At 70.1% G+C, this 26355-nt stretch carries 27 protein-coding genes and 1 pseudogene; 11 read left to right on the top strand and 17 right to left on the bottom strand.

All coding sequences use genetic code 11. From position 1 onward, the window contains the following. The 7 genes and pseudogenes from VB739_RS11170 to VB739_RS11200 all read right to left on the bottom strand — a co-directional run. Positions 1–316, bottom strand: a pseudogene (locus tag VB739_RS11170) (5-formyltetrahydrofolate cyclo-ligase); the annotation flags it as partial. Further along, positions 313–795 (bottom strand): crossover junction endodeoxyribonuclease RuvC, encoded by a 483-nt coding sequence (gene ruvC, locus VB739_RS11175; RefSeq protein WP_323357136.1) that lies wholly within the window; start codon positions 793–795, stop codon positions 313–315. The gene ruvC and the pseudogene VB739_RS11170, both read right to left, overlap by 4 nt. Before the next feature lie 13 nt (positions 796–808). Next, positions 809–1894: a magnesium chelatase ATPase subunit I gene (gene bchI, locus VB739_RS11180; RefSeq protein WP_323357137.1), complete on the bottom strand. Its 1086-nt coding sequence runs from the start codon at positions 1892–1894 to the stop codon at positions 809–811. After that, entirely contained in the window at positions 1891–3360 is a 1470-nt protein-coding gene (locus VB739_RS11185; protein ID WP_323357138.1) for a DUF3370 domain-containing protein, read from the bottom strand. Before VB739_RS11185 ends, bchI begins: the two co-directional genes overlap by 4 nt. Next, positions 3357–4424, bottom strand: coding sequence for a serine hydrolase (locus VB739_RS11190; protein ID WP_323357139.1), 1068 nt, complete (start codon positions 4422–4424; stop codon positions 3357–3359). The genes VB739_RS11185 and VB739_RS11190 overlap by 4 nt, the downstream gene beginning before the upstream one ends. Before the next feature lie 31 nt (positions 4425–4455). Further along, the gene (locus VB739_RS11195; RefSeq protein ID WP_323357140.1) at positions 4456–5199 is read right to left on the bottom strand and encodes an RNA methyltransferase; all 744 of its coding nucleotides are present in this window, start codon (positions 5197–5199) and stop codon (positions 4456–4458) included. Further along, positions 5196–5588, bottom strand: a complete 393-nt coding sequence (locus tag VB739_RS11200; protein ID WP_323357141.1) for a cytochrome c — start codon at positions 5586–5588, stop codon at positions 5196–5198. The genes VB739_RS11195 and VB739_RS11200 overlap by 4 nt, the downstream gene beginning before the upstream one ends. A gap of 108 nt (positions 5589–5696) precedes the next feature. Here VB739_RS11200 and petG point away from each other — a divergent pair, with 108 nt between their 5' ends. Continuing rightward, positions 5697–5810: a cytochrome b6-f complex subunit V gene (gene petG, locus VB739_RS11205; protein WP_015110794.1), complete on the top strand. Its 114-nt coding sequence runs from the start codon at positions 5697–5699 to the stop codon at positions 5808–5810. 40 nt (positions 5811–5850) lie between these two features. Here petG and rsmD read toward each other — a convergent pair whose 3' ends face one another. From rsmD to VB739_RS11240, 7 genes are all read right to left on the bottom strand, one after another. Further along, a complete protein-coding gene (gene rsmD, locus VB739_RS11210) occupies positions 5851–6468 on the bottom strand; it encodes a 16S rRNA (guanine(966)-N(2))-methyltransferase RsmD (protein WP_323357142.1) in 618 nt (205 codons plus the stop codon). Continuing rightward, positions 6465–7088, bottom strand: a complete 624-nt coding sequence (hisH, locus tag VB739_RS11215; protein WP_323357143.1) for an imidazole glycerol phosphate synthase subunit HisH — start codon at positions 7086–7088, stop codon at positions 6465–6467. Before hisH ends, rsmD begins: the two co-directional genes overlap by 4 nt. Further along, complete coding sequence (locus VB739_RS11220) at positions 7085–8143, bottom strand: LOG family protein (RefSeq protein WP_323357144.1); 1059 nt, start codon at positions 8141–8143, stop codon at positions 7085–7087. The genes hisH and VB739_RS11220 overlap by 4 nt, the downstream gene beginning before the upstream one ends. A 37-nt stretch (positions 8144–8180) precedes the next feature. Beyond that, positions 8181–8504 carry a thioredoxin gene (gene trxA / locus VB739_RS11225; RefSeq protein ID WP_015110798.1) on the bottom strand — a complete coding sequence of 108 codons (324 nt, stop codon included), beginning with the start codon at positions 8502–8504 and terminating at the stop codon, positions 8181–8183. A gap of 285 nt (positions 8505–8789) precedes the next feature. Then, positions 8790–9953 carry a GuaB3 family IMP dehydrogenase-related protein gene (locus VB739_RS11230; RefSeq protein ID WP_323357145.1) on the bottom strand — a complete coding sequence of 388 codons (1164 nt, stop codon included), beginning with the start codon at positions 9951–9953 and terminating at the stop codon, positions 8790–8792. Positions 9954–10025: 72 nt separating this feature from the next. Next, positions 10026–10397 carry a CAAD domain-containing protein gene (locus VB739_RS11235; protein WP_323357146.1) on the bottom strand — a complete coding sequence of 124 codons (372 nt, stop codon included), beginning with the start codon at positions 10395–10397 and terminating at the stop codon, positions 10026–10028. Positions 10398–10704: 307 nt separating this feature from the next. Further along, the gene (locus tag VB739_RS11240) at positions 10705–11859 is read right to left on the bottom strand and encodes a homocysteine biosynthesis protein (protein WP_323357147.1); all 1155 of its coding nucleotides are present in this window, start codon (positions 11857–11859) and stop codon (positions 10705–10707) included. A 33-nt stretch (positions 11860–11892) separates the two neighbouring features. Between VB739_RS11240 and gyrA the strand changes: the two genes are divergently transcribed. Both gyrA and crtL read left to right on the top strand, forming a co-directional pair. Next, positions 11893–14496, top strand: a complete 2604-nt coding sequence (gyrA, locus tag VB739_RS11245; RefSeq protein WP_323357148.1) for a DNA gyrase subunit A — start codon at positions 11893–11895, stop codon at positions 14494–14496. Positions 14497–14537: 41 nt separating this feature from the next. Beyond that, positions 14538–15770, top strand: coding sequence for a lycopene beta cyclase (crtL, locus tag VB739_RS11250; protein ID WP_323357149.1), 1233 nt, complete (start codon positions 14538–14540; stop codon positions 15768–15770). Here crtL and mqo read toward each other — a convergent pair. Then, positions 15767–17254, bottom strand: coding sequence for a malate dehydrogenase (quinone) (gene mqo, locus VB739_RS11255; protein ID WP_323357150.1), 1488 nt, complete (start codon positions 17252–17254; stop codon positions 15767–15769). The two genes, crtL and mqo, sit on opposite strands and share 4 nt — an antisense overlap. A gap of 113 nt (positions 17255–17367) precedes the next feature. On the opposite strand from mqo, the gene VB739_RS11260 reads away from it, so the two are divergent. After that, the gene (locus VB739_RS11260; protein WP_323357151.1) at positions 17368–17976 is read left to right on the top strand and encodes a PAP/fibrillin family protein; all 609 of its coding nucleotides are present in this window, start codon (positions 17368–17370) and stop codon (positions 17974–17976) included. Between the two features lie 14 nt (positions 17977–17990). On the opposite strand, the gene xth is transcribed toward VB739_RS11260, so the two are convergent. Then, positions 17991–18830, bottom strand: coding sequence for an exodeoxyribonuclease III (gene xth, locus VB739_RS11265; protein ID WP_323357152.1), 840 nt, complete (start codon positions 18828–18830; stop codon positions 17991–17993). 75 nt (positions 18831–18905) lie between these two features. Between xth and VB739_RS11270 the strand changes: the two genes are divergently transcribed. Then, entirely contained in the window at positions 18906–19283 is a 378-nt protein-coding gene (locus VB739_RS11270) for a hypothetical protein (protein WP_323357153.1), read from the top strand. Here the strand turns inward: VB739_RS11270 and VB739_RS11275 are convergent. Then, positions 19213–20085, bottom strand: a complete 873-nt coding sequence (locus tag VB739_RS11275; protein WP_323357154.1) for a tetratricopeptide repeat protein — start codon at positions 20083–20085, stop codon at positions 19213–19215. The genes VB739_RS11270 and VB739_RS11275 overlap by 71 nt on opposite strands. Positions 20086–20182: 97 nt before the next feature. Between VB739_RS11275 and VB739_RS11280 the strand changes: the two genes are divergently transcribed. The 6 genes from VB739_RS11280 to VB739_RS11305 all read left to right on the top strand — a co-directional run bounded on the left by VB739_RS11280 (position 20183) and on the right by VB739_RS11305 (position 26195). After that, a complete protein-coding gene (locus VB739_RS11280; RefSeq protein WP_323357155.1) occupies positions 20183–20863 on the top strand; it encodes a hypothetical protein in 681 nt (226 codons plus the stop codon). 1 nt (position 20864) lies between these two features. After that, entirely contained in the window at positions 20865–21506 is a 642-nt protein-coding gene (locus VB739_RS11285) for a hypothetical protein (protein WP_323357156.1), read from the top strand. Beyond that, positions 21503–22717 (top strand): LarC family nickel insertion protein, encoded by a 1215-nt coding sequence (locus VB739_RS11290; protein ID WP_323357157.1) that lies wholly within the window; start codon positions 21503–21505, stop codon positions 22715–22717. The genes VB739_RS11285 and VB739_RS11290 overlap by 4 nt, the downstream gene beginning before the upstream one ends. After that, positions 22714–23760, top strand: coding sequence for a lysylphosphatidylglycerol synthase domain-containing protein (locus VB739_RS11295; RefSeq protein ID WP_323357158.1), 1047 nt, complete (start codon positions 22714–22716; stop codon positions 23758–23760). Before VB739_RS11290 ends, VB739_RS11295 begins: the two co-directional genes overlap by 4 nt. A gap of 32 nt (positions 23761–23792) precedes the next feature. Beyond that, on the top strand, positions 23793–24260 hold the full coding sequence (locus VB739_RS11300; protein ID WP_416233326.1) for a Fur family transcriptional regulator: 468 nt from the start codon (positions 23793–23795) through the stop codon (positions 24258–24260). 309 nt (positions 24261–24569) lie between these two features. Then, positions 24570–26195: an urea transporter gene (locus VB739_RS11305; protein WP_323357160.1), complete on the top strand. Its 1626-nt coding sequence runs from the start codon at positions 24570–24572 to the stop codon at positions 26193–26195. The last annotated feature ends 160 nt before the right edge of the window (positions 26196–26355 follow it).

Raw genomic sequence — 26355 nt, forward strand, 5'->3', positions numbered from 1 at the left:
GTGCGGGGATGCCGCAGGCGTCGTCGGCCAGGGGATCGCCCGGTACCCAGGCCCGATACACAAGCGCACCGCCCGTCACCGCCGGCAGGGCCAGCCGGCCGCCCCAGGCCTGGGCCAGGGGGCGCAGGTCGGGTTCGCTGCCCAGGGGCCAGTAGAGCCCGAGATCCCCCCCACGGCCACCCCGCAGGCCGGCCAGGTGCCGCTGCGCCGTCGCCAGGATCCCCGGGCCGGCGGTGGCGAGGCACTCCCGCCGCCGCCGGCGGAACAGGCGACGCAGCTCCTCCTTGGAGGGTCCCTCGCCGGCGGGCGACCTCACCGCTGGAACCAACCGGTCAACGCGACCGCCAGGGCATCGGCGGCATCGTCGGGGCGGGGGGGGTGCTCCAGATCCAGCTCCCGCATCACCGCCGCCAGCACCTCATCCTTCTCGGCGTGGCCCGAACCCGCCAGCGCCAGCTTGATCTGCATCGGTGGGTACTCCACCACCGGGATGGCGAAGCGGGCCAGGGTCATCATCACCACCCCCCGGGCCTGGACCACGGCGATCGTGGTGCTGGAGCGGTAGAAGAAAAACTTCTCCACCGCCGCCAGCTGGGGCCGCCACTGGCGCACGATCACCCGTAGATCGCGGGCGATCTCCACCATGCGGTCCCCGTCGCTGCGGCCGGGTTCGGTGCGGATCATGCCGCAGTCGAGCAGGCGCTGGTGGCCGTCGCCGCCGGCAGAGCGACCCTCCACATCGATCACCCCGTAGCCGACGCGGGCGAGGCCGGGATCGATGCCAAGGATCCTCACACCGCGATCCTCATCACCCCGCCAGGGCCAGTTGGAAGGCGGCGGGGTCGCCTCCGGCGTGATCGAACACCTTGCAGAACATCTTCACCACCCGATCGCCGGAATCGATCTGCTCAAGGGGGTCCTTGCGCAGCCGGTGGCGCAGGCAGCAGGCCACCACACGGGCCACGTCGTCGTCGCTGACCTCCAGGTGGCCCTCGAAGGCCGCCAGGGCCCGGGCCGCCCGGTTGGTGACGATGTCACCGCGAAGCCCGTCCACGTCCAGTTCGCCGCAGACCGCCGAAATGCGAACGCGCAGATCGTTGTCGATCTGGACCTGGGGCAGCCGCTCCTGGGCCTCCACCACTCGGGCCTGCAGCGCCTCCTGGGTGCTCTGCAGCCGGTCGCTGAAGCTGTCGGGGTCGGCATCGAAGCCGGTGCGCTGATCCACCACCTGCACCCGCAGCTCGGGATCGCGCACCGTGCGCACCTCCACGCTCATGCCGAAGCGATCCAGCAGCTGGGGGCGCAGCTCCCCTTCCTCCGGGTTGCCGGAGCCGATCAGCACGAAACGGGCCGGGTGCCGCACCGACACCCCTTCCCGTTCCACCGTGTTCCAGCCCGAGGCGGCCGAATCCAGCAACACGTCGACCAGGTGGTCGTCGAGCAGGTTCACCTCGTCGACGTAGAGCAGGCCGCGGTTGGCCTTGGCCAGCAGTCCCGGCTCAAAGGCGCGCACGCCCTCGCTGAGGGCCTTCTCGATGTCGATCGTGCCGCAGAGGCGGTCCTCGGTGGCTCCCAATGGCAGGTCGACCATCGGCACCTGGCGGGCCTCGATGGGCAGCGACTCGCCCCGTTCGGCCCTCTGGCGCACCTCGCTGCTCTGCAGGTCGGGGTCGCTGGGTGAGCTGTTGTAGGGATCCCCTGCCACCACGTCGATGGCTGGCAGCAGGTCGGCCAGGGCCCGGATGGTGGTGGATTTGCCCGTGCCCCGGTCGCCCATGATCATCACCCCGCCGATGCGGGGGTCGATCACGTTGAGCAGCAGCGCCAGCTTCATCTCCTCCTGCCCGACGATGGCGGTGAAGGGGAAGACCCTGCGCTTCCTGGTTGGCGTCACGGGCTGGTTGCGGGCGGAGCCACGGATTGTTTCACAGCCGCCCCTGGGGCCACCGCCAGGGGCACGGGGATCAGCGACAGCACCTGGGGTGGTGTGGCGTCGGCCGGATAGATCAGCCGCACCCGCAGTTGCCGTTCCTGGCCCGGACGCAGGCTGACGGTGCCCAGGGTGGGCCCCTCCTGACCGGCCCGCAGCACGAGGTGGAAGCGCCGCCGTCCGCCGGGGCCGCCGGCGGCGTTGTCGAGGCCGCTGACCTCCACGGTGCCCCGGAACATCACCGCCCGCGCCGGCGTGGTGTTGAAGCGCAGGCCGCCCAGGGGCTGGTCGGTCTTGATCGGGGATTCCAGCGCCAGGGCGAGCCGCGTCGGTTGGCCTGTGTCGTTGCGCAGCGGCAGGCTGAGGTCGTAGGTGACGCCGTAGTTGCCGTGGGCGGCCCAGGCGGTGCCGGGATAGAAGGAGCGCAGGGGGGCCGTCTGCACCTGGCCGGTGCCGAGGGTGCCCCGCTCCAGGGAACTGATCGGCCAGGAGATCGGCGCCCGGCTCACCGACAGGGTCGGGCGGCCGGGATCGGTGATCCGCCCCTGCCAGGCGCTGCCCACCTGCACCCCGCTGACCCGGGAATAGATCATCGGGCCGCTGGCCCCCCTGGGGCTGGGGCTGTGTTCCTTCGGGCTGAGGCCGCCCTGCAGCAGCCGTTGCCAGACGGCGGGATCCGGCGGTCGGTCGACCGGGCCGAAGGCCGCCAGGGTGGCCACATCCACCGGTCCGTCGCTGTTGAGGCGAAGCTGCAGGTTGAGGCCGTTGAGCAAGGGGTCGAGGCCGCGCACGGGCAGCGGCAGCACCATCAGCGTGCTCAGCTGTCCCGGCGGCAGGGTCCAGCCCTCCGGTACCAGGGGACTGCGCTGCCGTGCCAGCAGCTCGGTGGCCACCCGACTGCCGGGGCCGGCCCAGATCGGCGTGCTGCCTTGCTCCATCAGGGCTGGCAGGGGCAGGAAGGGGGCCGAGGGTTGGTCGGGATTCACCGACTGGGACAGGGCGGTGGAGCCCGCCACGGTTCGCAGCTTCACCGGGGCTTGGCCCCGCGGGGCCGCCACCACCGCCAGCCAGAGGGTGGAGTCGAGGCTGTCGGGAGTGCCGGCGTAGATGTGGTGACTGAACAGTTCGAAGGGGCCGCTGACGGCTGCGTTCAGGTGCGCCGAGGGCTCACCCAGGGGCCGGCCGGCGTAGCCCCTTTGGCCATCGAAGGTGGAGAGCAGGATGCCGGGCCCCTTGATCACCTCGGGGTTGTTGTCGTTCAGCATCGGCACCGCGTCCAGCCGGCCGGGCAGCGGTGCCACCGTGCGCGGGCGAAGCACGGGCGGGGCGGGGGCGGGCTTCGGAGCTGCAGACGGCTGCGGCTGGGCCAGCAGGGGGCTGCCCACAGCGGCCAGCCACGGCAGCAACAGGGCGGGGATGATCGCTCTCATTGACCTTTGACGAGGGTTTTGGCGACGGCGCCGGCCATCGCCCGGATCAGCTCGGCGGAGCGGGGATCGTTGAACGGGCCCTTCACCATGAAGGCCGCCACGGCGCGCTGGCCATCGGGCAGCTGGATCAGGGCAGCGTCGGCATAGGCGATGCCGATGTCGCCGGTCTTGTTGTAGACGGTGATGCCCTTGGGCAGCAGCTCGCTGTCGGGATCGGAGGAGTCTTTGCCCATCCCCAACAGCAGGCCGAGGGGGATCAGGGTGTTGGTGCGGGACGTGGCCATGATTTCCCGGAACAGATCCCGGGCCCGGGGGGTGAGCTTGTCGCCGGTGTCGACCAGGGCGATGGAGCGGGCCAGGTCGCGGGAGCTGGTGGTGTTGGTGCCGTCGAGATCCGGCAGCCAGTTGTTCACCACCGTGGCGGGCAGGCCGAGGCCGCGAAAGCGGCTGTTGAGGGTGGTCTTGCCGCCCAGGCGGCGGATCAGCAGGTTGGTGGCGGTGTTGTCGCTCACCCGGATCATCTCCGTAGCGGCCTCGAAGAAGGGGAAACGGGTGCCCAGCGGCTTGTTGGCCATCCAGCCGGCCCCACCCCCCACCACCTCCTTGGTGAGCGGCATGGGCTCGTTCCAGCGCAGCTTGCCGCCATCAAGGTCCTCCAGGCTGGCCAGCAGGATCGGCACCTTGATGGCACTGGCCGCCGGCAGAGCCAGATCCGGCTGCATCTGGGCGAAGCGACCGTCGTCGAGCACCAGCAGGAAGCCGCTGGCGGTCAGATCCTTCTGGGCGGCGGCCAGCCGCGTCCACTGCTGGCTGAGGCCGACGAGCTCCTGGCGCGGCTCGAACCGTCCGAGGGCCATCGCCCCGGTGCCGGGCTTCTTCACCATCGGCGTTGTGCCCGGTGCGGGCGTACCGATCGCCCCCTTGACGAGGCGTGGCTCCAGCAGCTTGAGGGCGGTGCCCACGATCACGCCCAGACCCACCCCCAGCACGATCAGCCGCAGCACCAGGCCCACAGGGCGAAGCCAGGGGTTGCCGGGGGGACGGGATGGACGGCCTGCACTCACGGAATCAGGGCTTTAGGGCGATGGCTCGACGCTAGTGGTCCTGGGACGAAGGGAAAGGGCGACGGCTCGCCCAGCGCAACTGGCACACCAGGCCCCGCAGCAGGGCCACCTCCGGGGCACTGACCTGGCCGCGCTGCAGCAGGGCCCGCAGTTTGGCCATCCGGGCATGGGCGGTGTGGGGCAGCAGGAACCCGACCTCCAGCAGCAGCTCCTCGGCGTCGCTGAGCATGGCTTCGAGCACCCCCCGGGGGCAGGGGGCCTGGCTGGCGGCGGCCACGGCCGGTGCCGGTGCCTGCCGGTCCAGCCGGTGCAGGTCGTGCAGCACCACGGCCACCGCATGGGAGAGGTTGAGGGAGCCGTGGGGCGTGGGGGTCGGGACCTGCAGCAGCCGGCCGGCCTGCAGCAGCTCGTCGTTGCTCAGGCCCCGGTCTTCCCGGCCGAACACCAGGGCCGACGGCAGCACCGGATCGCCGGCCAGCAGCCAGGCCAGGGCGTCATCGGGATCCTCCAGGGGCAGGGGCTCCCCCTCAGGACGGCCACTGGTGGCCACCACCCGACCGCAGTCGGCCAGGGCGGCGGCCAGGGTGGGAAACAGGCGCGCCCGCTGCAGCAGGGGCAATCCCTTGACGGCCATCAGCCGGGCCTCATCGCCGAGGGGATCACAACGGGGGGCCACGAGCCGCAGCTCCTCGATGCCATAGCTGCGGCAGAGCCGGGCCACGCTGCCCACGTTGAGGGGGCCGGCCGGTTCGACCAGGACCAGCTTGGGGCTCAAGGCAGCCCGTGCAGAAAGGCCAGCAGATCAGCCATCGCCTGGGGTTCCGGCTGGAAGCTCGGCATCGGTGGGGTGCGGCCGCTCACCACCTGCTGGATCAGCTGGCGATCGTTCTTGCGTCGATCGACGCCGTGCAGGTTGGGGCCCACCAGCCCCTGGGCCGCCAGGCCATGGCAGCCGGCGCAGTTGAGTCGGAACAGGCGACCGCCGTCGGTGGCCGAACCGGTGAGAGCCAGGGTCTGGCGGGTGTAGGGATCGCTGCGGGCCGCCGGCAACACCACCACCACCAGCAGGATGCAAGCCACCGCGGCCAGGGTCGTCAGGGCCGCCACGAGGCTGCGGCGCTGGGCGGGGGGCTGGTTGGCCTCGCTGACGGTGGCGGGCGTCACGGCGGGTTGGGGGGTGGTGGACGGGCTGATCACAGTGCTGCGGTGGGTCTCGCGTGGCCGGGGGGAGTCGTGGAAGAATTGTGCATCGACTGACGCTTCCGCCTCTCCATGATCGAACCCCTTCTCTGCGGCATCGTGCTTGGACTGATCCCCGTCACCTTGGTTGGGCTGTTCGTGGCGGCCTGGAATCAGTACCGCCGGGGCAGTGCCCTCGGGGGCTGATCCTGGGCTTTGAGCCTGGACGGGACGCCGTGGCTGGTGGTCAGGGGATGGACCCCTCCAAGTGGGAGGGTTTGCCTTGGTCAGGCCGCTCTTGAAGCAACACCAGTGTAGTGCCGCCATAGCGGCGGCAGTCCCGCCGTTGCCAACCCGGCGGGTCCGGCGGAACCCCGTTCGAGGCGCATTCCCACACCAGGGTGCCGCCCGGCTCCAGCCAGCGTCCCGCGCCAATCGCGGCGGCGATCGGTCCGTGCAGCCCAGCCGCGTAGGGAGGATCCGCGTAGATCAGATCGAAGCGGATGGGCGGGGTTGCGCTCGGCCTTGTCGCCAGCCAGCGCAACACGTCCGACTGCACCACGTCCACCCGTTGAGCCTCTGAGCCTTCCAAGGCCGTCCGACCGCCGAGGGTCGCCTCCAGGTTGCCCCTGGCCACAGCCGCGATGCGGCGATCCCGCTCCACCGCCACCACCTGCGCAGCCCCTCGCTGCAGGGCCTCACAGGCCATCACGCCGCTGCCGCAGCACAGATCCAGCCAGCGGCTGCCGGGAACTTCGGCGGCCAGCAGGTTCATCACCGCCAGCCGCACCCGGGCGGCGGTGGGCCGGGCGGTGCTGCCCGGGGGGCTTTGCAGCCGGCGCCCCCCGCTCACCCGCAGGGTCACGGGGACGCCACCCAGTCGAGCCAGCGGCGCAGCATCGCTTCCCCCACCGGTCCGGACTTCTCCGGGTGAAACTGGCAGGCGGCGATGGTGCCGTGCCAGACCGCCGCCGTCACCAGGGTGCCGGCGTAGTCCACCTGGGCCGTGGTGGCTTCCGGCAAGGCCGGCACGGCGGCGAAGGAGTGCACGAAGTAGACCCAGGCCTCTGGCGTGGCGGGCGGCAGCAGTGGGCTGGCCGTGGCCGGAATCAGGGGAGCCCAGCCCATGTGGGGCAGGGGGTGGCCCGCCACCCGCGGCAGGGTCTTCACCTTGCCGGCCAGGACACCCAGACCCTCGGATCGGCCCTCCTCACTGGCCTCGAACAGCAGTTGCAGGCCCAGGCAGATCCCCAGCAGCGGACGCCCGCTGGCGCAGGAGTGGCGCAGGGCCTGCACCAGCCCCGCCGACCGCAGCCGTTCCATGGCCGGATCGAAGGCCCCCACCCCCGGCAGCACCAGGGCGTCGCAGGGCTCCAGGTCCGCCGGGCCGTGCACGCTGACCAGCTCGGCCCCGAGCCTAGCGAAGCTGCGCTGGACCGAGTGAAGGTTGCCCATGCCGTAGTCGATCAGGCCGATGCGGCTCATGGCTGGCTGCCGGTGGGGACCCGCTCGGCCGGATGCTCCAGGGCCGATGAGGCGGGCAGGTCGAGGCCGTTGAGGTGGTCGATGAACTGGTAGAGACGGCCGACGCGGCGTTTGTCGAAGCGCAGTTGCAGGCAGGGCCTGAGCAGGCCGTTGTCGTCGACCCCCTCGCCGCTCTGGATGGCGCCCTGGTCCAGCAGATCGGCGAAGCTGCGGTTCAGCTCCGGCAACAGGGCGCGCGGCACTTCTGCGTTGAGCAGCAGTTCGATGCGGTCCTGCCCCAGCTGGGCGCTGTGGAACACCCGGTAGAAGCGGCAGATCTTGGCCACCGCCTCCTCGGCGCTCGAAGCTTCCACCATCAGATCCACATCCTCCGGTGAAATCAGCTCGCGGCTGGCGAGTTCGTGGTGCACATTCCGCTTCCAGACCTTCCAGAACTCGTCGCCCGGCGGGCAGAGCAGCACCAGCGGGATCGGCGACGTCCGGCCCGTCTGGATGAGGGTGAGGCACTCGAACAGTTCATCGAGGGTGCCGAATCCCCCCGGCATCACCACCAGGGCATCGCTCTCCATCAGGAAGAACAGCTTGCGGGTGAAGAAGTAGCGGAAGTAGAGCAGGCGGTCGTGGCAGGCACTCACGTAGGGGTTGGGATGCTGCTCGAACGGCAGATCCACGTTGAGGCCGATGCTGTGCTCACACCCGGCACCGCTGTTGGCGCCTTCCATGACGCCGGCCCCCGCACCGGTCATCACCTCGAAACCAGCCTGCACCGCCTGCCGGGCCACCGCCTCGGCCAGGAGGTAGCAGGGATCGCTCCGGCGGGTGCGGGCCGAGCCGAACACGCTGATCTTGCGGGCGCCGCGGCGCGGACGGAAAACCTCCAGGGCCTCGCTGATGTCAGCCAGGCAGCCCGCGATCAGCCGCCATTCCTGCTCCTCCTTCTCCTGCCGGGCCACCTGCAGCAGGGACACCACCGCCCGCTCAATCTGGCGGCGCTGGGGGTGGCCGTGGAGCTCGTCGGCGAGGGCCTGAAGGGGGCTTCTGCCCGCCGCCGGCACTGGGTTCGGGGAGAGGGGCGGCGTCAGCGGAACGGAATCAGAGGTATTTGGAGATGGTGCCGGACAGGGTGTTCTTGGGGACGGCACCGACAACGGTGTCAACCTTCTGGCCGCCCTTGAACAGCATCAGGGTAGGAATGCTGCGGATGCCGTACTGGCTGGCGACGTTGGGGTTTTCGTCGGTGTTGAGCTTGTAGACGCGGATCTTGCCTTCGTATTCCTTGGCGATCTCATCGACGATCGGCGCCACCATGCGGCAGGGGCCACACCAAGGGGCCCAGAAATCAACCAGCACGGGCACATCACTCTTGAGCACGTCTTGCTCGAAGGAGGCGTCGGTGACGGCAGCGGCGCTGGACATTCCTGGCAGACTCGGGATGAAATGAATCTAGCAACCAGGTTCGGCCGCTCTCCCTTGCGATGGAGTCAGCGTTGCAGGCCGTAGCGGAACAGGCAGCCCCAGGCATGGGGGGGCTGGGGATGGAACGGGTGGGAAAGACAAAAAGCCCGGACACGCCGGGCCGGGGGGTGTGAGGAGTGTGCGAGCCGGAGCCCCCACATCAAGAGGTTAGCCTCCATCTCGCCTTGAGGCAGTGTTGTCCAGCGCTGCGACGACGCGGCTGGCTCGGGGCCGGATCTCGCTGTGCTACTTGCCCATGCCAAGCTGCTGGGCCTTCTGGTAGACCTTGCCTTCGGTCAGCAAGGACGGGGCCACCACCACCTCGACCTGCCGCATCTCCTTGAGGGTGCGTGCCCCCAGGGTGCCCATGGAGGTACGGATGCAGCCCAGCAGGTTCTGGGTGCCGTCATCAAGGCCCGCCGGACCCCGCAGGATCTTCTCGAGGCTGCCGGTGGTGCCCACCTTGATGCGGGTGCCACGGGGCAGCACCGGGCTGGGGGTGGCCATGCCCCAGTGGAAGCCGCGGCCAGGCGCTTCGGCGGCCCGGGCGATCGGGGAGCCGATCATCACCGCATCGGCGCCGCAGGCCAGGCATTTGCAGATGTCCCCGCCGGTGACGATGCCGCCATCGGCCACCACCGGCACGTAGCGGCCGCTTTCACGTTCGTAGTCGTCCCGGGCGGCGGCGCAGTCAGCCACGGCCGTCGCCTGGGGAATGCCGACGCCGAGCACGCCCCGGGAGGTGCAGGCGGCGCCGGGGCCGATGCCCACCATCACGCCGGCGGCGCCAGCCCGCATCAGCTGAAGGGTGACGTCGTAGGTGACGCAGTTGCCGATCACCACGGGTACGCCCAGGTCGCGGCAGAGGGCGGCCAGGTCGAGGGTCTGGCGACCTTCGGGGCCGATGTGTTCGGTGGAGACCACCGTGGCCTGCACGAAGAACAGGTCGGCGCCCGATTCGGCCACGGCCGCGCCGAAGCGCAGGGCCGCCGCCGGGGTGGCGCTCACCGCCGCAATGCCGCCCCCTGCTTTGATCTCAGCGATTCGCTGACGCACCAGGTCTTCGCGAACCGGCTGGCTGTACAGGTCCTGCATCAGACCCACGAACTCGTCGCGGCCCACCGAGGCGATGCGGTCCAGGATCGGTTCGGGATCGTCGTAGCGGCACTGAACGCCCTCCAGGTTCAGCACCCCCAGGGCCCCCAGCCGGCTGAGTTCGATGCACATCCCCACATCCACTACCCCGTCCATGGCGCTGGCGATGATGGGAATCTCCCGCTGGATGCCCCCCAGGCTCCAACGGCTGTCGGTCACGTCCGGATCGACGGTGCGGCCGCCCGGAACCAGGGCGATTTCGTCAATGCCATAGGCGCGGCGGACGGTCCTGGAGCGACCGAGCTGAATGTTCACCGTTGGACGGACACAGTGGGCACAAACTATCAACCGGGCCGCGATGGACCCGGCCCGATCAAGGGAGGGACATCACTCCCTGCCCCGGAAATCGTTCCAGCGGCGGCTCCAGTCGGCAAAGACCTGCTCCCGGTCGCTCTTGCGCACCATCTTTGTGAGGGTGAAACGGACCGCGGCGATCAGGCCCACCAGCTCCAGCAGGCCGCCCACCACGGGCAGGCTGTCCAGGGTGCTGATCAGGGACGCGTAGATCCGCAGCAGCAGGACGACGCCGATGAGGATCGCCAGACCCTTGAGGGGGCCCCGGAACCGCTGCCACTGGGCCTGGAGCTCGCCGCTGCCGAGCCACTCCCTGATCTTCTGCAGCAGCAGCTCAAACTCACCGCCACCGTCTGCGGCTGGATCAGGGGAGCCCTCCAGGGGTGGCACCTCAAAAGTGGCCACGATGCCGGGCTCCGGCTGCGCCGGCTCTGGGGCGTCGTCCTCGGGATCCGGCCCGGCCAGGATCGGTTCCGGCTCTGGGCTTACGGGTTCTTGCTCTGGGCTTACGGGTTCCGCCGTCACCTCAGCCGGCTCCGTCGGCCATGGCTGGGATGACGGTCCGTTGTCCTGAGCCTCGGGGCTGGAGGGAGGCTCTGGGGTGAAGGGGGAATCGGGGCTGAAGGGGGTCTCGGCCATTGCTCTGGCGCCGTTAGCTCACGGCGGAGCTTACGGCTGTTTTCCGGAACCTCTCCCAGGGAGGCTCGTGACTTCAGCTGTCCAGGGGGATCAGGCCGCCCCGCTGCGAGAGCGGCCGGACCGGCAGGTGCAGTGGAAAGCGACCGTCCTGGAGCCAGGCGATCAGCTCCGCAGCGACGGCTTCGGCCAGCCGTGGACTGTGGGCCGGAGCGGCGGTGATGCGGCGCCCCTCCACCTGGATCAGGCCGGATTTGAGCTGGGCGTAGCTGACGGAGCCGAAGCGGGGCCGCAGGCGCCGCGGAATGGCCATATCCAGCACGGGCGCCTCCAGCTCCCCGTCGCCGCAGGCGGCCTGGCGGGCCACCTCGTCGTTGATCAGGGGGACCGGGGCCGCCAGGCCCACCAGCAGGCCGGCCCCGTGGCCCTCGAAGAAGCAGGGCCGCAGCCATTCGGGCCGCAGGCCATGCAGATCCACACTCACCGCCGCCACCGCCCCCGGGCTGAGGGCGTGGCCGCCGGTGGAGCGACGCACCCCCGGCTGGTGGCCGCTGCCGCTGCCCACCACCCAGCCGATCGCCCCCGCCACCAACACCGGTGAGCCCGGCCCCAGCAGCGCCAACCCCGGCATGGTCAGGCCGATGCTGCCGGCGCCTGCGCAGCCATAGAGCGCGTTGCCGAACGGCCCCAGCACGGGCCCCCAGGGGCTGCGCAGCACCCCTTCGGCGCTGCTCACGGCCACCACGCCGTTTTCGCTGATGGCCCGATGCAGCAGCAGCCGGCCGGAACCGATCCGCTCCAGGTCGAGCTGGGCCTGCAGATCCCGCCGCGGCTGCAGGGCGGTGACCTCCCCGGTGGCGGTGAGGGTCAGGGAGCCGCCCTTGAGCAGCCGGTCGAGCAGCTGGGCTCCCCCCTGCCGCTGGTTCTCCCCGAGGCCGCCACCGATGGGCAGCACCAGGTCGCCGCCGCCGCCGCCGCTCTGGGCCGCGAGAGCGTCGAGCTGGGCCTCCCGGAAGCGGATCGGTGGATCGCAGGGGCCGATGTTGAGGTGAAGCGAGCCCTGGTCGGTGAACTCGGCATTGGCGGCCACCACCACGTCGGTGCTGTCGTAGGCCTCCGCCAACCCGACTTCGGCCACCAGTGCGCGGAAGTCGGCGGCGGCCCTCACCCTCAGCACCCCCTTGCGCTGTCGCTCGCGCAGGTCCGATTCACGACGGGCCGGCAGGGTCATCGATAGAGTGGGCTGTGCCCCATACGGTCTTGCATGGCGGATCCAACCGGACCCGGTGAATCCGACGGACGGATCATCCAGACCGACCTACGCAACGAGATGTCGCGCTCCTATCTGGAGTATGCGATGAGCGTGATCGTGGGCCGGGCCCTGCCCGATGCCCGCGATGGCCTCAAGCCGGTGCACCGGCGCATCCTGTATGCCATGTACGAGCTCGGTCTCACCAGCGACCGGCCCTATCGGAAATGCGCCCGGGTCGTGGGGGAGGTGCTCGGTAAGTACCACCCCCACGGCGACACGGCCGTCTACGACGCTCTGGTGCGCATGGCCCAGGACTTCTCCATGCGCATGCCCCTGATCGATGGGCACGGCAACTTCGGATCGGTCGACAACGACCCACCGGCCGCCATGCGGTACACCGAATCGCGCCTGCAGGCCCTGACCACCGACAGCCTGCTGGAGGACATCGAAGCCGAAACCGTCGATTACATCGACAACTTCGACGGCTCCCAGCAGGAGCCCACGGTGATGCCGGCAAGGGTGCCGCATCTCCTGCTCAACGGTTCCTCCGGCATCGCCGTGGGGATGGCCACCAACATCCCCCCCCACAACCTCACCGAGTTGATCGACGGCCTGCTGGCCCTGATCGACGACCCGGAGATCGAGGACAGGGCCCTGATGGCGATCATCCCCGGCCCCGACTTCCCCACCGGCGGCCAGATCCTCGGCCGCCGCGGCATCCGCGAGACTTACACCACCGGACGCGGCTCGATCACCATGCGCGGCGTGGCCTCCATCGAAACGGTGGAAGCCAAGGGCCGCCCCGACCGGGACGCGGTGATCATCACCGAGCTCCCCTACCAGACCAACAAGGCCTCCCTGATCGAGCGCATCGCCGAGCTGGTCAACGACAAGAAGCTCGAGGGCATCTCCGACATCCGCGACGAGAGTGATCGCGACGGCATGCGCATCGTGATCGAACTGCGCCGAGACGCCTACCCCCAGGTGGTGCTGAACAACCTGTTCAAGCTCACGCCGCTGCAGAACAACTTCAGTGCCTACATGCTGGCCCTGGTGAAGGGGGAGCCGGTGCTGCTCACCCTCGGCCGCATGCTGCGGGTGTTCCTCGAGTTCCGCATCGGCACGATCGAGCGGCGCACCCGGTATTTCCTGCGCAAGGCCGAGGAGCGCGACCACATCCTGCAGGGCCTGCTGCTGGCCCTCGACCAGCTCGATCCGATCATCGCCCTGATCCGCGCCGCCCCCGACACCGCCACGGCCCGGGCCCAGCTGCAGGAGCGCCATGGCCTCAGCGAGATCCAGGCGGACGCCATCCTGCAGATGCAGCTGCGGCGCCTCACGGCCCTGGAGGCCGACAAGATCCGCCTTGAACACGACGACCTCGTCGCCAAAATCGCTGACTACCAGGACATCCTCGGTCGCAAGGAGCGGGTGCTGGCGCTGATTCAGGAGGAGCTGCAGGTGCTGCGCAGCCGCTACGACTCCCCCCGCCGCACCGAGATCCTGGATCTCGAAGGTGGGCTGGAAGACATCGACCTGATCGCCAATGAGCGCTCAGTGGTGCTGCTCACGGAGAACGGCTACCTCAAGCGGATGCCGGTGAGCGAGTTCGAGGCCACCAGCCGCGGCACCCGCGGCAAGGCCGGCACCCGCAGCCAGGGCGAAGAGGCGGTGAAGCTGTTCATCAGCTGCAACGACCACGACGCCCTGCTCCTGTTCAGCGACCGGGGGGTGGTGTACTCCATTCCCGCCTACCGGGTGCCGATCTGCAGCCGTTCCGCCAAGGGAACCCCGATCGTGCAGCTGCTGCCGATTCCCCGGGAGGAGGCGATCACCTCCCTGCTGGCGGTGAGTGCCTTTGACGACGACGTGCAGCTGGTGATGCTCACCAGCGGCGGCTACATCAAGCGCACAAGGCTTTCGGCCTTCAGCAACATCCGCTCCAACGGCCTGATCGCCATCTCCCTCGAGGACGGCGACGCCCTGCGCTGGGTGCGCCTCGCCCTGCCCGGCGACAGCGTGCTGATCGGCTCCCTGAAGGGGATGACGATTCACTTCCGCCTCAGCGACGAGGAACTGCGTCCCCTGGGCCGCACCGCCCGCGGCGTGCGGGCCATGAACCTGCGCCCCGGCGATGAGCTGGTGAGCATGGATGTGCTCACGGCGGAACTGGCGGACCGTGTCGCCAGCACCGCCGAGCTCGGCGCCGACGAGGAGGAGGGCGACGAGGTCGCCCCCAGTGAGGGGCCCTGGGTGCTGGTGGCCAGTGCCAGCGGTCTGGGCAAGCGGGTGCCGGTGGATCAGTTCCGGCTGCAGCGGCGTGCCGGCATGGGCCTGCGGGCGATCAAGTTCCGCCGCGACGGTGACGTGCTGGTGGGCCTCAAGGTGCTCGGTGCCGGCGAGGAGCTGCTGCTGGTCAGCGAGCGGGGGGTGATCGTGCGCATGAAGGCCGATGCCATTCCCCAACAGTCCCGGGCGGCCACCGGGGTGCGGCTGCAGAAGCTGGATTCCGGCGATCGCCTCACCGAGGTGGTGCTGGTGCCGCCGGCGGCCGAGGAGGAGCTGGCCGATGGGGCGGTTCCTGAAGTCACGCCAGACGTCACGCCGGAGGCCTGACGGGGCCGTGATGCAGGATGTGTCATCACCGTACCGGCGAGATGGCGACGGACGTGCTGGTGCTCGGAGGCGGCCCCGCCGCCCTCTGCATCGCAGCAGCCCTGGCGGCCGAAGGGCTCCAGGTGGCCCTGCTGGCGCCCCAGGATCCGCGCGCCCCCTGGCCCAACACCTACGGCATCTGGGGGGATGAGGTGGATGCCCTTGGCCTGGGCCACCTGCTGGAGCATCGCTGGAGTGACACGGTCAGTTACTTCGGCGCGGGGGATCCTGACCCTTCTGAGGAAGCCAACCGCCCCACGCTCCACGGCCGCGATTACGGCCTGTTCAACCGTGAAGCCCTGCAGCAGCACTGGCTGGAGGCTTGCGGGCGCGGCGGGGTGGAGCTGCTTCAGGGCCTGGCCACGGGTTGCCAGGCCGTTGGCGCCCTGAGTGAGGTGGTTGGGGCGGATGGCAGCCGGTGGCAGGCGCGGCTGGTGGTGGACGCCACCGGCCATCAGCCACTGCTGGTGCGGCGGCCCGACCGGGGCCCGGTGGCGGGGCAGTCGGCCTATGGGGTTGTCGGTCGCTTCTCGGCGCCGCCGGTGTCGCCCGATCAGTTCGTGCTCATGGACTACCGCTGCGACCACCTTAGTGAGGCGGAGCGGGCCGAGCCTCCCACCTTCCTGTATGCGATGGACCTGGGCGGGGGGCGTTTCTTTGTCGAGGAGACGTCGCTGGCCCTGGCTCCCCCGGTGCCCTTCGAGCGGCTCCAGCAACGCCTCCAGCGGCGCTTGGCCCACCGGGGCGTGCAGGTGCTGGAGGTGGAGCACGAGGAGTTCTGCCTGTTCCCGATGAACCTGCCCCTGCCGGATCTGCAGCAGCCGGTGCTGGGCTTCGGCGGGGCCGCCTCGATGGTGCATCCGGCCTCGGGTTACATGGTGGGCGCCCTGCTGCGGCGGGCGCCGGCGGTGGCCGCGGCGGTGGCGGTGGCGATGGCGGCGCCGGAGGCGCCATCGGAGCTGCTGGCCCGGGCGGGCTGGCGAGCCCTCTGGTCCCCGGAGCTGCGCAGCAAGCACGCCCTTTACCAGTTCGGGCTAGGCAAACTGATGGGCTTTTCCGAAGTCCAACTGCGCCAGTTCTTCGCCAGTTTCTTCAGCTTGCCCGGTCCGCAGTGGGCTGGCTTTCTGGCCAACACCCTGGGGGTGCCGGAGCTGCTGGCGGCCATGCTGCGCCTGTTCGCCCTTTCCCCGTGGGGGGTGCGGGCGGGCCTGCTGTTGCCGCCGCGCCAGCCCTAGCCGGGTGCCGGCAGTCCGAGCACCTCCGCGCTCTGGCTGCGGATTCGCCGGCACAGGTCGGCGTCGTGGCGGATCGATTCGCCGTAGGAGGGCAGGATCCGCTTCAGGGCCCGTTCCCAGTCAGCGGGCAGCTTCTCCCGGAAACAGGAGCGCAGGATTTCCAGGCTGATTGCCACGGCCGCGGAGGCCCCCGGTGAGGCCCCCAACACGGCCACCAGCGAGGTGTCGGCCGCATGCACCACCTCGGTGCCGAACTGGAGCACCCCGCCCCGGCTGGGGTCGCCCTTGATGATCTGCACCCGCTGGCCCGCCACCGCCAGTGTCCAGTTGCTGGGCTGGGCGTTGGGGTAGAAGTCGCGCAGGGCCGCGAAGCGCTGCTCGGCGCTGGCGAACACCTGTCCTATCAGGTATTCGGTCAGGGGCAGGTTGTCCCGGGCCACCGCCAGCAGGGGCAGCAGGTTGCCCGGCCGCAGGGAACCGGGCCAGTCGCAGAGGGAGCCGCTTTTGAGGAACTTGCTGGAAAACCCCGCGTAGGGCCCGAACAGGATCCAGTGAAGGCCATCGACAAGACGGGTGTCGAGGTGGGGCACCGACATCGGCGGCGAACCGGCGGCCGCCATCCCGTAGACCTTGGCGTGGTGGCGGCTGGCCACAGCCGGATCGCCGCAGCGCAGCCACAGACCGCTGACGGGAAAGCCGCCATAGCCGCGTCCTTCGGGGATCCCCGATTTCTGGAGCAGCGTGAGGGCGCCGCCACCGGCCCCGAGAAAGACGGTGCCGGTATCGATCAGTCGGGTTTCGCCACTGGCTTGATCGCGACTCTCCAGCCGCCAGCCCCCCTGCTGACTGCGCCGCAGGCCCGTCACCGCCGTGGAGAATCGCGTCTCAAACGGCGGGCTGGCCCGCAGGTGATCCAGAAGCTGGCTGGTGAGGGCCCCGAAATTCACATCAGTGCCGGAAGCGAGGAAGGTGGCGCCGATCGGCTGGGCCCGCTCCCGTCCCTCCATCAGCAGGGGCGCCCAGTCCGCCACCTGGGCCGGCTCCTCGCTGTAGGCCATGCCCCGGTAGCAGTGGTGCGCGGCCATCCGCCGGTGGCGTTCGCGCAGGAAGGCCCGCCGCTCCTCCCCCAGCACGAAGCTCATGTGGGGGACACCCTGGATGAAGGCCGCCGGGGCGCCCAGGGCGCCGTCCCGCACCAGGTGGGTCCAGAACTGGCGCGAAAGATCGAAGGCCTCGTTGATGTCGAGAGCCTTGGTGAGGCTGATCGAGCCGTCCGCCGCCATCGGTGTGTAGTTCAGCTCGCAGTTCCCTGCATGGCCCGTACCGGCGTTGTTCCAGGCACTGGAGCTTTCCTGGGCCTCCCTGGGGAGCCCTTCGAGCAGCAGGATGCGCAGCTCCGGCCGCAGCTGCTTGAGCAGGGTGCCCAGGGTGGCACTCATGATCCCAGCCCCCACCAGGGTCACATCGACGGTGGTCAGCGTCACGGGGTCTGCCGTTGGATCGGATCGGCGATCAGGCCGGGCGACACGGTATCCGATGGCCGTCGGCGCCTGGCACCATGGATTCTCATGCGCCCCCGTGCTGCGGGTGAGAGCCGGTGTCGGAGGCTTCCCTTGCCATCAGCGATGACCCCACCGGTGCTGGCGCGGCTCAGGCCTGCCGGCAGGAACTGCTCGGGCTGCTTCGGGCCGGATCCCCTGGCGCCGCCACCGAAGCCGCCGAACGGATCAGGTCCCTGATCGAGCGGCTGGAGCAGCTGCAGCCCGCCGATCTCTCCGCCCAGGCCGCCCAGCTGGCGGGGGTGTGGGAGCTGCGCTGGAGCAGCAGTTCCCAGCCCTACCTGGCGGTCCAGCCCTGGCTGGAGAATCTGCAGCTGCTGGATCCCGCCGGCGGCCGCGCTCTCAACCTGCTGCGCCTGGCCGGCCCCCTCGGGCCCCTGGCGGGGATCGGGGTGCAGGCCCGGATCGCCGTGGAGCCCGAGCCGCCCCACCAGCGGGTGTCGGTGTGCTTCGAGCGGGGTGGCTGGCTGGGGCCCCAGTTGGGAGAACGGCGGCTGCAGCTGTTTCGGGAGGTGCAGCAGGGGTATGCCGCCTGGCTTGATGTCACCGTTCTGGATGACGAGCTGCGGGTGAGCCGGGGCAATGCCGGCACCCTGTTTGCCCTGGTGCGGCGGCCGGACCTCGAGCTGGCGGCGTTCCTGGGCTGAGGCCCCGGGGGCCGTCACCAGCCGTCGTCGTCGCCGTCGGCGGCCTCCTCCGGCGGCCAGGCCAGGTGCACCACCACCGGCACATGGTCGCTGGGCTGCTCGTTGCCCCGCACCCGCTTGTGGATCACGCAGCCCGTGGCGCAGGCCAGCAAGTCTTCAGACAGATAAATGTGATCGATGCGCCAACCGGTGTCCCGGTCCCAGGCGCCGGTGCGGTAGTCCCACCAGCTCCAGTGGCCGCTCTCCGGCTCGAAGACCCGGAACACGTCGCCCAGGCGATCGCCGAGGGCGGCCGTCAGGGCCTGCCGCTCCGGATCGCTGGCCATGATTCCGCCGCTGAGGCGCTCTGGGTCGTGGATGTCGCGGGATTCCAGGGCGATGTTGAAGTCCCCCACCATGGCCAGGGGTTCCCCTTCGGCCTCCTGGGCCTCCAGGTAGCGCCCCAGACAGGCCAGCCATTCCAACTTGTAGGGGTACTTCTCTGAGGTCAGGGCCGATCCATTGGGCACGTAGAGATTGAGCACCCGCACCCCTTCGATCGAGGCACTGATCACCCGCTTCTGTTCGCCCAGCCCCTCAGCCCCCGGATCGTCTGGCAGCAAGGCGGCGAAGCCCACCTGCACATCCTCGATCGGCAGTCGGCTGAGGATGGCCACGCCGTTGTAGGCCTTCTGGCCGCTGATCACGGCCTGGTAACCCAGGGCCTCGAAGGCGGCATGCGGAAACAGCTCGTCGGCCACCTTGGTTTCCTGCAGGCAGAGCACCTCGGGGGCTTCGGCCCTGAGCCAGGCGCCCACCTGATCGAGCCGGGTGCGCACCGAGTTGACGTTCCAGGTGGCGATCCGAAGGGCCATGGCGACGGGCCGGTGGACCGGCTGGGGGCCCTTATCATGGGGTCCTGATGATTCTTCGATCCGCCGGCAGGAGCCATGAACCGAGCATTCTCTTTGCGCGCCCGCACCGCCCGTGTCGTCTCCCTGGCGATCGGCGCGCTGCCAGCTGCCGGGCTCGTCGTGCTGTCGGCCGGTGAGGCTTCGGCACAGCAGGCTGGCTATGGGCAGACCCTTGGTACCAGCACGATGGAGCGCCAGCTGTACGACTACGGCCCCGGCAAATCAGGTACCGGCAGCGGCTCGCTCCTCGACAGCACCAATCCGCTCGACCTGCTGAACAAGCTGAAGCGCAGCACGGCCCTGGATGACGCCACCCCCCCCAGTTCCGCCATCGATCAGGCCCTCAAGGACTTTGACGCGAAGGCGCCGAAGCCTGCACCGGCGGGGACTTCGGGGCAACTGAAGGGGATCTGAGCGGTTCCAGCCCCCAGCTCGCCGCCAGCTTGTCAAGCCTGGGGTCCGGCTTGTCAGGGTTGGGGGTTCTCAGACGTGCCTGGGCCAGGGCCTCCTGAGAACCTTTGGCATCGCCTTGGTCGTGCCGCAACATCGCCAGACCGAGAAGCGGTCGCTGGTCCTGGGGAAAGACGTTGGCCAGCTGCAGGTAGGTGGCTGATGCGGTGGCGGCCTGGTTGCGCTTGAGCTGCAGTTCTGCCAGGAGCAGGCCGATGCCCAGGGCCTCAGGCTGCACCTCCGGCTTGATGGCCATGCCATAGGCCGCCTTGACGCGGGCCTCGGCGGCGGCGCCGCGCCCCTGCTCCAGATACAGCAGGCTGAGCAGCTGCAGGGCCTCCACCTGGGTGGGCCGCAGATTGAGGATCTGGCGCAGTTCCCGCTCGGCGCCGCTGCGGTCGCCCTGGTCGCGCCGCAGTTCGGCCAGCATCAGCCGCAGCGACCAGCGTTCGGGTTCCCGGTCCGCCATCGGCTCCAGCAGGCTGATCGCCTCCGCCTTGCGGTCGAGGGCCACCAGCAGCTCCAGCAGTCGCTGGCGGTCGGCTGGCCCCGCCTCGTCGGCGTCGAGCCGCAGCCGTAATCGGGTGGCCTCCTTGGTGAGCAGCGTTCGCTTCGGGTCGGCGCTGGCCTGGGTGGCCAACTGACGCTGGCCCAGCCACCAGCCTCCCCCGAGGGCCAGCACGCCGACCAGGCCGACCGCCAGCAGCGACCAGAGGCCAGGAAGGCTTCGGTTCGGGGAGGGCATCCGCTGACGGAGAAGGCTCAAGGTCGCGTCCGAGTCTGGCCTGGGCATCGCGCTTCCGCTGCTGCTTACATTGACCCGGGCCATTCCAGGCACCGCCACGGGGTTTTTCACATCCACCATGCGCCAGCATCCCATTTCCCCGGTCACCGAGCCGACGCAGTACCGGGCCATCGGAGTGGTGCGCGGTTGCTACGTGCCTGCCGATCCCGATCAGCTCACCCGTGGTCTGATCCGCACGGATGACGGCACCGAGATCGAGGCCGTGGTGCTCGGGCGTCTGCTCACGCTCATGCGTCGCCATCTCGACCTGGCGACACCCCATCTGTGGGTCGTCTACCCCCGTTCCCGGGAGGAGAACCAGCTTCACCTGCAGATGGTGGGCGTGTGGGAACCCAGCACCCTGACCCCTCCCACGGAGGCCGCCACCGCTGTCCCTGAGGCGGACCAGCTTCCCGAAGGCGACGACTATTTCTCCATCCGCGGCGAACTGATCTTCACCCGCCCCGAAACCGGCGATCTGGTCATCAAGGTGCGGCAGCAGCCCCGCCCCGACGGCAACCGTCCGGTGCCGTTCAAGCTCCAGCTGCGCGGCGACATTCCCCTGGAGCACCTGCGCCACTTCGTCTCCCTCGACCTGCGCCGCCAGGGTCAGCAGCTCGCCGTCGAGCGCTTCGAGGTCATTGGCCCGGTGGCGGAACGGGGCAACCGCGGCGGCCGAGCCCGCAAGCCCGGCGGTGACAAGGGCGGCCCGGCCAAGCCCAAGGGCCACGGCCGCGCCGTGACCCGCCAGGGCGGTTGAGATGACCAGCGGTGCCCTCACGGCTGGCGTCGTGGTGCTGCTGGTCAGTCTTGGCGCCGTGGCGGGCCCGCTGGTCGGCCTGTCCCCCTGGTGGCTCACCGTGTTCGTGGCCCTGGGCCTGGGTTCCCTCACCCTGGATGCGGCCCGCTTCGGCGGACGCGGCGGCCATCTGCTGGCCGAAGCCCTGCCCGGCGGTCAAGGGCGCCTGCGTCGCATCGCCATCCATGAAGCTGGCCACGCCCTGGCGGCAACCAGCGATGGTCTGGTGGTGCAGCGGGTGCTGGTGGGAAGCCTGGCCTGCCTGCGGGCCGGGGTCGACAGCGGCGGCTGCACCGAGTTCGCCCTGCCTGAGAGCGTGAAGCTCTCGGCTGAGGACCTGCGGCGTTGGAGCCGGGTGCTGCAGGCGGGCATGGTGGCCGAGTCGCTGATCTACGGCGGCAGTGTCGGCGGCGATGACGACCGGGCTCTGCTGGGCCGCCTCTGGGGCCTCTCCGGTTTCGATGTCGAGACGGCCCGCATGGAACAGCGCCGGGCGCGCCGGGAGGTGGAGCAGGCCCTGCGGGACCGCCGCGCCGAGATCGAGGCCGAGGCCGAACGGCTGCTGCAGGCGGCGCCCCGTTTCGGCCGGCGGCCGCCGCCATGACCCTGGCCCTGCTGGATTGCCCCACCGGCCTGGCCGGCAACATGCTGCTGGCGGCGCTTCTGGATCTCGGCCTCCCCGAGGACACCATCGAAGCGCCCCTCGCGGCCCTGGGTCTGGAGGGGCGCTACCGGCTGAGGATCGAGGAGCGGCGCAGCGGTGGGCTGCGGGGTCTGCATCTGGAGGTGGAGGCCCTGGAGGCCCAGCCGCACCATCGCCCCTGGGGGGCGTTGCGCCAGCAGATCCAGGCGGCTCCCCTGGCGCCGAGGTTGCGGGAGAAGGTGCTGGCGGTGTTCGGCCTGCTGGCGGAGGCGGAGGCGACGGTCCACGGCCACACCGCCGAGGCGGTCGCCTTTCATGAGGTGGGGGCGATCGATGCCCTGGTGGACATCGTGGGGGTCTGCGCCGGCCTGCTGCACCTGGGTGTGGACCAGCTGGTCTGCGCGGTGCCGCCCGCCGGCCACGGCAGCGTGACCACCGCCCACGGGGCCCTGCCGCTGCCGGCCCCGGCGGTGCTGGAGATCGCCCGGGCGCGGGGTCTGCCGCTGGCCTCCAGCGAGGGGTTTCCGCCGGGCGAACTCACCACCCCCACCGGGTTGGCCCTGATGGCCTGCTGGGCCGACCGTTTCGGCCCCTCCCCCGGGGCCGTGCCGCTTCGGGTGGGGGTGGGGCTGGGCACGCGCCAGCTGGATCGGGCCAACCTGCTGCGCCTCACCCTGGCCCGTCCCCTGGGGGACGATGGCGCCAGCGGAACCGACGAAGTGAGCGAAGTCCTGTTGCAGCAGCAGGCCCAGATCGACGACGCCAGCGCCGAGGACCTGGCCTACCTGGCGGAGGCCCTGCGCAATGGCGGGGCCCTGGACGTGTTCAGCCAGCCGGTGGCGATGAAGAAGGGCCGCACCGGCACCCTGCTCACCGCCCTGATGCCCCCGGAGCTGGGGCCGGTGCTGCGCCAGGTGTGGTGGCGCCACGGAACGACGCTGGGAGTACGGGAGCAGCTGCAGAACCGCTGGATCCTGCCCAGGAGCAGTGCCACCCTTGCCACCGCCCTGGGTCCGGTGCGGATCAAGTGGGCCTCTCTGCCCGACGGTCGCCGGCGGGCCAAGGCGGAACACGCCGACCTGGTGGAGCTGGCCGGGCGCCTGGGTCGCTCCATCGAAGAGGTGCGCGACGAGGTCCGCCGCGCCCTGGCGTCTGAGAGTGAAACGCCATGAGTCCCTGGTCCCCTCCCAGCCTCGAGAGCCTGCGGCGCCGACTGCCGTCGCCACCGAATTGGCTGGCCCTGCCGGGCGGTCTGCGCCCCTGGATCACCCTGGCCAGCCTCGGTTTTGTCATGGCGGCCCTGCTCAGCCACGGCCGCCAGCTGGTGCAGCTGCGGCTCGATGGCCAGGGTTGGCTGTGGCTGCTGCTGGGCGTCGGGGTGAGCCTGCTCAGCCTGCTGATCAACGGCGTGGCCTGGGGTGTGATCCTGCGTTGGCTGGGGCTGCGGCCTGACTGGGCCGAGGTGGTGGAACTGCACGTGGCCACCAACCTGCGCAAATTCCTGCCGGGGGGCCTCTGGCACCTGGCCTCCCGGGTGCAGCGGCTGCGGCACGAGGGCGCGCCCCTGGCGGCCCCCGTGGGCACCAGCATGGCCCTGGTGGCGGTGCTGCTCGACCCCCTGGTGGCGGCGGTGGCGGCCCTGGCCCTGGTGCCGCTGGGCGGCTGGCAGGGCGGGTTGGGCCTGGTGAGCCTGCTGCCTCTGGGCCTGCTGCTGCCCCGCTGGCTCGATCCCCTGCTGGCGCGGCTCGAGCGGCGTCGGGCCCGGGAGCTGGGCCTGGAGGAGGAGCTCGAGCAGGAGCTGGTGCAGGGGGCGCCCCTGGTGCAGTCCATCGGGCTGCGGGGCTACCCCTGGGCGCCCCTGCTGGCGGAGCTGGCCTTCGTGCTGTTGCGCTTCGCCGCGTTCTGCTGCTGCATCCGGGCCTTTGATCTGCCCCTCGGGACCGACGCCCCCATCTGGCTGGCGGGGTTCGCCCTGGCCTGGACCGCCGGCCTGGTGGTACCCGGAGCACCCGGTGGGCTGGGGGTGTTCGAGGCAGTGCTGCTGCTGCGCATGGGGCTGACCCTGCCGGAGGCACCCCTGCTGGCGGTGGCCCTCAGCTACCGCCTGATCGTCACGCTCACCGATCTGCTGGCGGCCGCCCTGGTGGCCTTGGACCGGCGACTGGTGCGGGAGCCGCCTGTGGCGACACCGCCATCAGGCAGCCCTTCTCAATAGGTTCTAGTTTTGCGAATATCTGGGATCGCGTGGTGAACACCCCCCCCACCGGTCTGGCCCAGCCCAGCAGCCTGCGAACCACGCTCAATGATCGGGGCCAGCGCCTGACGCCCCAGCGCCAGCGGGTGCTGGATCTGTTCGAGCGGATCGGCGAGGGCAGCCACCTGAGCGCGGAGGAAGTGCACCTGCGCCTGGTGCGCAGCCAGGAGCGGGTGTCCCTGGCCACCGTCTACCGCACTCTGCGGTTGCTGAGCTCGATGGGGTTGCTGCAGGAGCTCGAACTGCCGGAGGGGGGACGCCGCTTCGAGTTGGCCGGCGACGCCCACCGCGACCATCACCACCTGCTCTGTGTCCGTTGCGGCCGCACCGAGGAGTTCGAAAGCGGCTCTGTGCTGGCCGCCGGCGAAGCGGCGGCCGGGGCCTTCGGCTTCCGATTGCTGGAGTGCGTGCTCAACGTGCGGGCCCTCTGTCCGAACTGCGCGGCTGAGGAGCAGGGTTGAGGGGGCTGCGGGCCGGCAATTGCAGCTGCTGATCGGCCCAGTGGGCCGCCAGGGCCGCCAACAGGCTGGACCGATCGCCGCGGATGCGGAGCATGGGGGGCTGAAGCGGAGGAATCAGCCCAGGCTGGGGGGCGCCGTCCGTGCCGTGGCGATCGATGGCACGGGTGTGGGCAGCGGAAGACACCAGCCAGGGTCACCGTGGAGGAGACGGCGACTTGTACCTACGATCCGGCGCGCTCTCGGGGGATCCACCGCACGGCTCCCCCCGGCATCAACGTCCCAGAGGTCTGCAGCCACACCGCCCTGCCCATGACCCACACCGGCCGCAGAGAACCTCTCCCTGTTCACGAGCTGTTGTCGTCCTTGCTGGAGCCGGACGCTCCAGTCGCGCGTTGGTACGACCGGTTGCTGCCCTGCAGCGGCACCCTGCGCCAGCTCACCCGCCGCTGGGGCGAGGCAGCAGCCGTTCTGACCGTGGTTGGAGCCTTTCGCAGCCTGAGCCAGGTGATCTTCATCAACAATCCGCTCAGCGGTGTGTTGCTGCTGTTGGCCCTGCTGGTCCAGTCGCCGTCGATCGCCCTGTTCGCCACCGTTGGGATCGTGGCGGCCAACCTTGCGGCCAAGGCCCTCGGTGCCCCATGGGCAGACCGCCACAACGGCATCTACGGCTTCAACGGCGCCCTGGTGGGCAGCGCCATCGGCGCCTACGCCGATCTGGGGCCGCCACGAACCGCCCTGCTCTGGGCTTTGCTGGCCGTGGGGGGAGCGGCGATCACGGCGGTTCTGGTGCATGGTCTAGGCCGCCGGTTTCATGCCGCCACCGGCCTGCCGCCCCTGACGCTGCCCTTCTGCCTTGTGACATGGGGGCTGCTCATGCTGGTCACCCTGGCGGACCTGCCGGCGCTGCAGTTGCAGAGCCCTGCTCTGCCACCGCCAGCGGAATCCGTCATCCAGGCCTTTCTGCTGGCCCTGCCGCGAGGCTTCGGCCAGGTCTTTTTCTGTGGCGATCTGGCCAGCAGCTGGCTTGTGCTGGCGGCCACGGCCGTGGCCAGCCCGGTGGCGGCAGGGGTGGGGCTGATGGGTGGGGCGATCGGTGCGCTGACTGGCCTGGCCAGCGGTGCCACTGCCGCCGTGGCTATGGGTCTGTGGAGCTTTGAGGGCGTTCTCAGTGCCATTGCCATTGCGGGCATCTTCCACGCCCCCACCCGGCGCTGCGTGGGGGTGGCGGCCCTGGCCGCGCTGGTCGCCAGCCTGCTGAGCCCGCTGCTGGAGCGGCTGATGCCCTTCGGATTGCCGGGACTGACGCTGTCGTTCATCGTCGCGACCCTGGGCACCTTGCTGGTGGTGCGCCGGACGCTGCCTACTGTTGTGCCAGTGGCTTTGCACGCCATCCTCACGCCCGAGGAACACCTGCAGCGCTACCTGGTGACACGGCAGCTGCTGAACGACTTCCGCTCCCGCTTGGGCTGGACCCTGGATGGAGGGGGCCGGACCAGCCTGGTCCCGTCGGCAGATCCGGCGTTGCTGATGCGTCTGGCCGCCCTGTTCGAGCGCCTCGACAGTGACCAGGACGGCCAGCTGAGCCTGGCGGAACTGGCTGAAGGGATGGGGCAGGGCCGAAGCGATCCAGCGCCGGCCCTGGCCAGGGTGCTGGCCGCCATGGATCTGGATGGCGACGGTGCGGTGGACAAGCCGGAATTCTTCGAGGTGATGCTGCGCCTGCGCCGACTCCGGGATGGGCAGGAGCGGTTGAGGCGTTACCTCATCCCTGTGGATGCCGATGGCGATGAGAGGCTCGACCCCAGCGAAATGGATCGGTTGTTGCGCAGCATCGGCCAGCCTTCACTCAACCATCGGGAGCAACGGGCGGTGTTCGGTCCCGGGATGGCTGGCCTGTCCTGGCAGGCGTTCTTCGATCGGCTGCTGCTCACCTGAGGGCCCGGAGGCAGCCGCTTCGGCAGGCCCGCTTCGCAATCGCCAGCTGCTATTGAGAATCGCTTGCAAAAGGGGCCGTGGGGCGTCTAGGTTGCGAGCAGTTCGCAATAAGGGCGCTCCTCTCCGATGCGCTACCGCTTCCTTCCCGATGACCCCGTCA

The sequence above is a fragment of the Cyanobium gracile UHCC 0281 genome (assembly GCF_034931305.1).
Lineage (GTDB): Bacteria > Cyanobacteriota > Cyanobacteriia > PCC-6307 > Cyanobiaceae > Cyanobium > Cyanobium gracile_A.

Bases quoted from the DNA above. Each gene is read 5' to 3' on its own strand.
- VB739_RS11185 (WP_323357138.1), bottom strand. From the start codon at position 3,360: ATGAGAGCGATCATCCCCGCCCTGTTGCTGCCGTGGCTGGCCGCTGTG.
- petG (WP_015110794.1), top strand. From the start codon at position 5,697: ATGATCGAACCCCTTCTCTGCGGCATCGTGCTTGGACTGATCCCCGTC.
- hisH (WP_323357143.1), bottom strand. From the start codon at position 7,088: ATGAGCCGCATCGGCCTGATCGACTACGGCATGGGCAACCTTCACTCG.
- trxA (WP_015110798.1), bottom strand. From the start codon at position 8,504: ATGTCCAGCGCCGCTGCCGTCACCGACGCCTCCTTCGAGCAAGACGTG.
- VB739_RS11240 (WP_323357147.1), bottom strand. From the start codon at position 11,859: ATGACCCTGCCGGCCCGTCGTGAATCGGACCTGCGCGAGCGACAGCGC.
- gyrA (WP_323357148.1), top strand. From the start codon at position 11,893: ATGGCGGATCCAACCGGACCCGGTGAATCCGACGGACGGATCATCCAG.
- crtL (WP_323357149.1), top strand. From the start codon at position 14,538: ATGGCGACGGACGTGCTGGTGCTCGGAGGCGGCCCCGCCGCCCTCTGC.
- xth (WP_323357152.1), bottom strand. From the start codon at position 18,830: ATGGCCCTTCGGATCGCCACCTGGAACGTCAACTCGGTGCGCACCCGG.
- VB739_RS11270 (WP_323357153.1), top strand. From the start codon at position 18,906: ATGAACCGAGCATTCTCTTTGCGCGCCCGCACCGCCCGTGTCGTCTCC.
- VB739_RS11280 (WP_323357155.1), top strand. From the start codon at position 20,183: ATGCGCCAGCATCCCATTTCCCCGGTCACCGAGCCGACGCAGTACCGG.
- VB739_RS11285 (WP_323357156.1), top strand. From the start codon at position 20,865: ATGACCAGCGGTGCCCTCACGGCTGGCGTCGTGGTGCTGCTGGTCAGT.
- VB739_RS11290 (WP_323357157.1), top strand. From the start codon at position 21,503: ATGACCCTGGCCCTGCTGGATTGCCCCACCGGCCTGGCCGGCAACATG.
- VB739_RS11295 (WP_323357158.1), top strand. From the start codon at position 22,714: ATGAGTCCCTGGTCCCCTCCCAGCCTCGAGAGCCTGCGGCGCCGACTG.
- VB739_RS11305 (WP_323357160.1), top strand. From the start codon at position 24,570: ATGACCCACACCGGCCGCAGAGAACCTCTCCCTGTTCACGAGCTGTTG.